Source organism: Frankia sp. CcCS3 (assembly GCF_977927575.1).
Window position 1 is genome coordinate 1 of record NZ_CDWRCL010000307.1, and the last position, 3,584, is coordinate 3,584.

The following is a 3,584-nucleotide window of genomic DNA, read 5'->3' on the forward strand; positions in this document are numbered from 1 at the left end:
GTGACGACCGGCCCGGCTTCGGGCGACTCCTGCTGAACCACGGTCACGGCCACAGAGTCGGCATCGGCGTCGGCATCGGCGAGTGCCGGGTAGTCGGTGTACCCGCGCTCGTCGCCACCGTAGAAGGTGGCGCGGTCCGGCGAGTTGAACGGGCCGCCGGCCGCGAGCCGGACGGGCAGGTCGGGGTTGGCCAGGAACAGCGTCCCAAAACTGAGGATGTCGGTGGTGCCGTTCTCCACGAGCGACAGCTCCTCCGGCCCGGTCGGGTGGTCGGGGGTGAGCGGGTTGAGGATGAGCGGACCGCCGAAGCGATCCCGCAGCTCTCGGGTCAGCTCGCGCCCGGTGTTCTCCGCAATGTGCAGGTATGCAAGCCCCAGCGGAGCGACCGCGTCCACCAGCGCGACGTAGGTGTCGCGCACGTCGTCCTCGGTGATGTCGTTGAAGGTGGTGCCCGGCGAGATCCGCAGGCCGACCCGATGAGCGCCGATCGCGGCGGCGACCGCCCGGGTGACCTCCACAGCGAACCGGATCCGACCCGCCGCCGAGCCGCCCCAGCCGTCGGTGCGCCGGTTGGTGCCGCTGGCAAGGAACTGGTGCACGAGGTAGCCGTTGGCGCCGTGGATCTCGACGCCGTCGAAGCCGGCTTCGACGGCGTTACGGGCCGCGGCGACGAAATCGGCGATGATCTCGATGATGCCCTGCTCGGTCAGCTCGGCCGGGATGACGAAGTCCTGCATACCCTCGCCGGTGAACGCCTGGCCGGCCGGGCGGACCGCCGAGGGGGCCACCGGGACGAGACCGCCCGGCAGCAGGTCGGGATGACTGATGCGACCAGCGTGCATCACCTGGACAAAGATCACTCCGCCGGCCTCGTGCACGGCGCCGGTCACCTGCTGCCAGGCCCGCACCTGCTCCTCACTGTGCAGGCCCGGGGTGTTCGGGTAACCCTGTCCACCGACGGAGGGCTGGGTGCCCTCGGTGATGAGGAGCCCGGCGCCGGCACGCTGGGCGTAGTAGGTGGCCGTGGCCGGAGCCGGGACTGCGCCGGGGGCCCGGTTACGGGTCATGGGGGCCAGTGCGATGCGGTTTGCCAGGCGAAGTCCGCCCAGATCGATCGGGTCGAACGCGGTGGTCATGAGGCTCCCTCTCGTCGGCGTCACGGCTCACCCCAGGGCGCCGCGCCTGTACCTACCGAACAGGTACATCGCCGGGCAGCCTTCCCGCCGCCCCAGAAATGTGATGCCCGCCACGGGCCCCGGTCGGCGCGGTCAGGCCACCGGGAGCAGGTCGGCGCCGCCGCGCCCGGTGTCGATGTCACCGGTCTCTCCGGCCGCGGCCGCCCGGCTGCCGTACAGCCGGACGTAAGCGATGAAGCCGCCGAACGCCACCGCGCCGATCCCGATCCGGATCGCCGTGGGCAGCCCCGACGGGGTCACGAACGCCTCGATCAGCCCGGAGACGGCCAGCACGAGCGCCATCCCCATCGTGACGGCCACCGCTGCGCGCCCCTCTGCGGCCAGGGCCTCCACCCGCCTGCGCGGACCCGGTGCAATGATCGTCCAACCGAGACGCAGCCCGACCCCGCCCGCAACGAACACGACCGTGAGCTCCAGCAGGCCGTGCGGGAGGATCAGGCTGAAGAACTGCCCGCTCTCCCCGCAGCTGGTCATGTATCCGCCGACGACGCCGAGATTCAGCGCGTTCAGCAACATGACCAGCAGGGTCGGGAGACCCAGCAGCACCCCGGAGACCACCGCCTGCGCGGACACCCAGGCGTTGTTCGTCCACACCTGACTAGCGAAGGACGAGGCCGGATTCTCGGTGTAGTAGGACGCGAAGCCGTGGCGGCACAGATCCGCGACCGCGTCCGGCGCACGCAGGTTCGCCTGTACCTCGGCGTCGTGCACGACCCACAGACCGACGGCCAGCGCGACGAGCAGGGAGCCGAGCGCCGTCGCGACAGCCCACCATCGGCGTTCGTACACGGCCACCGGAAACGTCACCGCGAAGAAACGACCGACGATGTGCCAGCCGGGGTCAGGTGCGCCGCCCACCGCCGCCCGGCCTCGCGTCACCAGGTTCGTCAGATCGTCGACCAGGGTCGTGTCGTACGACCGGCTGCGGATAACCGAGAGGTGGGTAGCCGCGCGCTGGTACAACTCGACCAGTTCGTCGAGCTCGTCCGGTGCCATCCGCCGCGGCCGGCCGGCCTTGTCGACGAGCCGACCAAGCCGGACCCATTCCGGCCGGTGCACGGCGACGTACGCATCAAGATCCATGACGGCCTCATCCTCCCAGACCGTCGAGATCCTCGCAGACCGTCGAGCCGCACGCGTCCGAACCGTCCTCACCGCTGTCAGCGGCACCACCCGGCGAGGAGGAGCGAACCGGGCGGCGTAGGCCATAAAGTGATGTCCGGATACCCATCGAGGTCCCGGGGGGCCCAGATGAACCAGGTCGTCACGGGAAAGGGATCCGCCGGTCTCGCCGGCACGGGTGTCCTCACGGGTGAGGCGATCGTCACAGGTGAAGCGATCACCATCGAACTGCGGGTGGCTCGGCTGGGCTCCCGTCTGATCGCCGGCCTGCTCGACCTGCTCATCCAGCTCTACATCCTCTACGCGGTCGGCGCCGCGGCCCTACTGATCGTGCGGCCCGACAACGACGCCCTGATCGCCACGGTGTTCCTGCTGGTCTATGTCGGCATCGTGCTCGGGTACCCGGTCACCTGCGAGACGCTGACGCGCGGGCGGACCCTCGGCAAGATGACCCTGGGGCTGCGCGTCGTCCGCGACGACGGAGGTCCCATCCACTTCCGGCACGCGTTCGCCCGGGGTCTGGTCGGGGCGGTCGTCGAACGTCCCGGACTGCTGCTGGGCCTGCCCGCAGTGATCAGCATGCTGGTGTCGAAACACGCGAAGCGGCTGGGGGACGTCTTCGCCGGCACGGTCGTCCTGCAGGCCAGCGTGCCGCGCACTGGCGGAGTGCCGGCGTCCGTCCCGCCCCAGCTCGTCGGCTGGGCCGCCACCCTTGACCTCACCGGGTTGGATGATGCTCTGGCCCTGCGTGCCCGCCAGTTCCTCGGCCGGGCACACGAGCTGTCCCCGCAGGCCCTCGAATGCCTCGGCAGCGGGCTGGTCCGGGAGGTGCGAGCCGTCGTGACACCACCGCCGCCGCCCGGCACGCCGGGCTGGGCCTACCTGTCCGCCGTGCTGGCCGAGCGAACCCGGCGTGCCTACCACCGGCTGACGGCGAACCGGCCGAGATCGACACCCTCCCCCGCCTTCGCCCCGTACCCGGGTGCCCAGTACCCGACGGCCCAGTACCCGACGGCCCAATACCCGACGGCTCAGGACCAATCCCCGCAACCCCCCTATCCCACGGCCCCGCAGCCCCCGCCGGGCCGGTGACCCGGCCGCCCTCACCGGTCCCCGGCAGCCAGCCAGCCCATCGTCCGGCCGCACCCGCCCGGACCGGCCGGGGCACGCACCATCAGATCCACACTTCCTTAACGTCTGCTAAACAATGTAGGACGTACCGCACACACCGGACGTGGCGGCTGGTCCGCCGGTGAAACGCTCGTC

3 protein-coding genes are annotated in these 3,584 nt (G+C 70.8%); 1 reads left to right on the plus strand and 2 read right to left on the minus strand.

Annotated features, from left to right (window positions below; translation table 11 throughout):
- Together AC08OQ_RS18375 and AC08OQ_RS18380 are read right to left on the minus strand one after the other, a co-directional pair.
- Positions 1 to 1,136 (minus strand): alkene reductase (locus tag AC08OQ_RS18375; protein WP_476612248.1); only part of this gene is annotated, 1,136 nt, incomplete at its 3' end.
- Between the two features lie 132 nt (positions 1,137 to 1,268).
- A complete protein-coding gene (locus AC08OQ_RS18380) occupies positions 1,269 to 2,279 on the minus strand; it encodes a stage II sporulation protein M (protein ID WP_476605847.1) in 1,011 nt (336 codons plus the stop codon).
- Between the two features lie 168 nt (positions 2,280 to 2,447).
- On the opposite strand from AC08OQ_RS18380, the gene AC08OQ_RS18385 reads away from it, so the two are divergent.
- Positions 2,448 to 3,410 carry an RDD family protein gene (locus tag AC08OQ_RS18385; protein WP_476605848.1) on the plus strand — a complete coding sequence of 321 codons (963 nt, stop codon included), beginning with the start codon at positions 2,448 to 2,450 and terminating at the stop codon, positions 3,408 to 3,410.
- Positions 3,411 to 3,584: the final 174 nt, after the last annotated feature.